The organism is Desulfonatronospira sp., assembly GCA_003563255.1.
Taxonomy (GTDB): domain Bacteria; phylum Desulfobacterota; class Desulfovibrionia; order Desulfovibrionales; family Desulfonatronovibrionaceae; genus Desulfonatronospira.
The window spans coordinates 1-4,070 of the sequence record PWSL01000287.1 but is presented as its reverse complement, the minus strand read 5'-3'; the positions used below and the strand labels follow the sequence as shown (position 1 = coordinate 4,070).

The 4,070-nt window shown below is 51.5% G+C and carries 3 protein-coding genes; 1 reads left to right on the top strand and 2 read right to left on the bottom strand.

Annotation, left to right across the window (positions count from 1 at the left end):
• The first annotated feature begins 322 nt into the window (after positions 1-322).
• Entirely contained in the window at positions 323-2,263 is a 1,941-nt protein-coding gene (locus tag QZP87_RS08465) for a response regulator (RefSeq protein ID WP_291322485.1), read from the top strand.
• Positions 2,264-2,490: 227 nt separating this feature from the next.
• On the opposite strand, the gene QZP87_RS08460 is transcribed toward QZP87_RS08465, so the two are convergent.
• Positions 2,491-3,078 (bottom strand): hypothetical protein, encoded by a 588-nt coding sequence (locus QZP87_RS08460; protein ID WP_291322484.1) that lies wholly within the window; start codon positions 3,076-3,078, stop codon positions 2,491-2,493.
• Positions 3,075-3,875, bottom strand: a complete 801-nt coding sequence (locus QZP87_RS08455; RefSeq protein WP_291322483.1) for a PDDEXK nuclease domain-containing protein — start codon at positions 3,873-3,875, stop codon at positions 3,075-3,077. The genes QZP87_RS08460 and QZP87_RS08455 overlap by 4 nt, the downstream gene beginning before the upstream one ends.
• Between the last annotated feature and the right edge of the window lie 195 nt (positions 3,876-4,070).

Below are 4,070 nucleotides of genomic sequence, written 5' to 3'. Positions count from 1 at the left end.
CGCCGGCCAGGACCAGGAATCGGCCGTGAAACTCAAAGATATGGCCCGTAATTTCGAGTATGACAGAATCATGCACTGGCTGAACCATTCCGGTGCTTAGGGTTTGTCATAAAATAAGTGTTACATAATGCTTGCATAATCTGGGGGTTTATCGCTCCCACGCTCTGCGTGGGAGCGTAGCCCGACCGCTCCTGCGGTCATTTCTTATCCAAATTTGTTGACTTTATTTCTTTCAACCAGGAACGAAGAACCAGGAACTTTGAACTCTCAAGTTAATAAGCTTTTTAAAAAATACCAACCATCAAACAGGAAGCAATATACAATGCAACAGGAATTTCACCAGGCCAGAATAATGATTGTGGACGATACCCCGGCCAACCTCAACCTGCTCATGGATATGCTCCTTAAAAAAGGGCACCAGGTTGTGGCCTTCCCCAGCGGTCAACAGGCCCTGGAAGCCGCCTCGAAAACCCCGCCGGACCTCATCCTCCTGGACATAAGAATGCCCGGCATGGACGGATTCGAGGTCTGCAGGAAACTGAAACAGGACCCGGATCTTCAGGACATCCCGGTTATTTTCATAAGCGCACTGCAGGATGTATCGGACAAGGTTCAGGCATACAATACAGGGGGCGTGGATTATGTAAGCAAGCCCTTTCAGCCCGAAGAAGTCTACGCCAGGGTGGAGACCCACCTGCGTCTGAACCGCCTGCTGCGGGAAAGCGAAGAGAGCCGCCGAGTCCTCATAGAAGAACTGCCGGACATCATTGTCCGTTTCGACCGGCAGGCCAGGCATGTTTCTGTTTCAGACAATATCCGGGACCTGGGCATAACCGAACCCGGAGAATACATCGGCAGGACCCACCGTGAACTGGGATACTCCGAGTCCTGCTGCCGCTTCTGGGAAAAATCCATCGCCACAGTCTTTGATTCCGGAGAACCTCTGGAGGAGGAAATGAGCCTCTACAGCGGGGACAATGAAGGACTGATACATAATGTCCGCATGGTTCCGGAACGTGACAGCAGCGGCAATATCGTTACCGTGCTGGCCATCAGCCGGGACATAACCCTGCAGAAGCAGGCCCAGCAGGCCCTTTTAAATGCCAAAAAGGATGCCGAAGCCGCCAACCAGGCCAAAAATGTATTTCTGGCCAACATGAGTCATGAGATCCGCACCCCATTGAATGGCATTGACGGCGTAATGCAGATGCTTTTGAGTACTTCCCCGACAGCTGAACAGAAAAAATTTCTTGAGATGGGCATGCAGGCCTCCAAACGTCTGACGGAGCTCCTCTCGGACATCCTGGACCTCTCCCGCCTGGAAGCCGGCCGCAACGATATCCAGGAAAACCTGTTCAGCCTCAGGGATATCTGCGACGTCCTTACGGAGCTCTTCGCCATCACCTCCCGGGACAAGGGAGTATCTTTAGATTTCAACCTTTCCCCCTTACTGCCCTCCAAAGTACTGGGCGATGCCACCAGGGTGCGCCAAGTCCTTTACAATCTGCTGGGCAACTCCATCAAGTTTACCAGCCAGGGCACAGTCAGCCTGGATATCTCGCCGGTCAACAGCCCAGAGCAGGGAAAAAAGAATCTGCTTTTTACAGTTTCGGATACCGGTGAAGGCATTCCCAAAGACAAGCTGGAAACGATACTTCAGCCCTTCACCATGGCCAACGGTTCCAGCACCCGCAGACACCAGGGTGCCGGGCTGGGCCTGAGCGTTACGCATCGCCTTGTAGAACTCATGGGAGGAAGTATCTCCATTGAAAGCACCCAGGGACAGGGTACTTCCGTGTACGTCACCCTGCCCTTTAAGACTCATGAAGAAGCAGGTTATTATGAACAGGGCCATAAACTGAACGTCGGACAAGATTCCACCGGACTGAAAATACTTGTGGCGGACGACGACTCCCTGACCCGGCTTTTTTTCCAGAAGGTCCTGGAGGGCGAGGGCCACCAGGTTGTGGCCGTGGAAGACGGGGATCGGGTCATGTCCGAGCTGGCTATGGGGGAGTTCGACTGCATACTCATGGACATAGAGATGCCGGGCACCACAGGTGACATGGTCACCAACAGCATCCGCAGCACAGACGGGCTGGGCAGCAAAAAAAACATTCCCATTATCGCGGTTACCGCCCACACCGGGCCAGGAGACCGCGAATATTTCCTGAAAAAAGGCATGGACGACTATCTGCCCAAGCCTGTGGGCATTCAGGACTTCAAGCTGATGCTTAAAAAACACGGCCTGATGCAGTCATAGCAGATCCTTTGACCGGGTTCCTACAGGACCTGCAGTGCCGAGGCGGTTGATATAATGCAAAGAGCAGTACTCGTTGAAGGTAACCATTCAGGGGGGCAGGTACCGGCCAGGGGGACAGTCCCCGCATAACCATTCAGGGGGTCCTCGCTATTGATTGCTGGCACCAGGCCTGGGGACCGTCCCCGCTAAGTACTATCTATGCACAGGTTCACACAACTTAGCATTTGTCATATTTTTATTTGTGCAGGAAAGGTGTCGCGGGGACTGTCCCCCTGGCCGGTATCTGCCCCCTGAATGGTTACCTGCGGCCGGGCTGTTCTGCCCAGCAAAGCCTGGTTCCAGTTATCCCAGTTGTCCTGCCTTTCAGATAGCGATGCAAACAGAGCGGGTATTTGATCCGCCTTCTGATCGATGATTCGTTTCCCGTCGGCCTCAATTTCGTTCAGCATCCGGTTTATTACTGAGAGAAATGGCAGCAGCTCATCGCCGGACCATTTTTCAATTTCATCATACAGTCCCTGCTTGGCAGCGGATGCAACAGCTTCGGCAAGAATGGAAATCAGGTAGCCACGATATTCCGGGATCTGAAACAATGCGGTGCGGACGGCTTTCTCCGGCTCTTCCCGGAGCAGACTCCAGAATTCGGGTGAAAGGCTCCAGATCTCAGTGGCTGCTGTATGCAAAATGCCTGCGTTTTCGAAGGTTGTAATCCACTCCTGAGCACCGGCAATACCACTCAGCTCAAATCGAGTGACCTCGCCCCAGGTGATGAGGTGCTCAATCAGTTTTTTTGCTGATGCCAATTGGCGTTTCACTTGTTATCCCCCAAGTGATCCTCAATCATTTTGCGCTCTTTTTCTAATTCCAGCTTTAGCTCTTCTTCGCTTGGCAGATAAAGCATATATTTTGAAGCGAAAATCTGTTTTCGCTCACTCAGCACCGAATATCTGGCAACAGCTTCATTTTTCTTTGTGCAGAGAACCAGTCCAATGGTGGGGTTGTCATCATCTGCTGTATACAAATCATCAAACATTCGTACATACCCATCCATCTGCCCCACATCCTTGTAAGAAAGCTCACCCATTTTGAGGTCAATCAGCAGATAGCATTTGATAATGCAGTTGTAGAACACCAGATCGATGTAGAGGTCTGTGTCGTCAAAGCGCAACCGTTTCTGTCTCCCGACAAGAGCAAACCCTTTTCCCAGTTCCAGAAATTTTTGTAAATGGGTAATGATAGCCTGCTCCAATGTGGTCTCACGCAGGCTCGGAGAATCGGGCAACCCGAGGAATTCTAACACATAGGGTGATTTTAACATTGTCTCAGGAGAACTGGGGTTCCCAGGCAGGCGTTCTCTGTCAGGAGCTGTCAGGCCGGCTTCGCCGCGATTAGATATGATCCGCTCGTAATAAGAAGAATGAATCTGTCGTTCCAGTTGCACCTTGCTCCATCTGCATTCAATGGCCTCCAACTCGTAAAATAAACGGGCTTTTTTGTCCGTTACCCGCATCAAGGCACGGTAGTGGGACCAGGAAAGCTGCGGAGAAAAGCCTTTTCCCAGCCTTTTATTCACTGGCATCAATTCGCCACTTGATGGGTGACCTTTCTGCAATTCTCTCCCCGATGGGGAGATAATTTCATTTCCAGCTGATTGGCTATCCGGCGGGTAGCTTTATTGAAGGTTAGTGGCCTACTCCTGAAACCCAGTCATAAAAAACAAGAAAGTTTGAACCACGCTTTCAGCGTGGCAGGCCCGGCGCAAAGGACACAAAGGAAGAAAGCACAAAGGGTTTTGGTTTTTCATTTG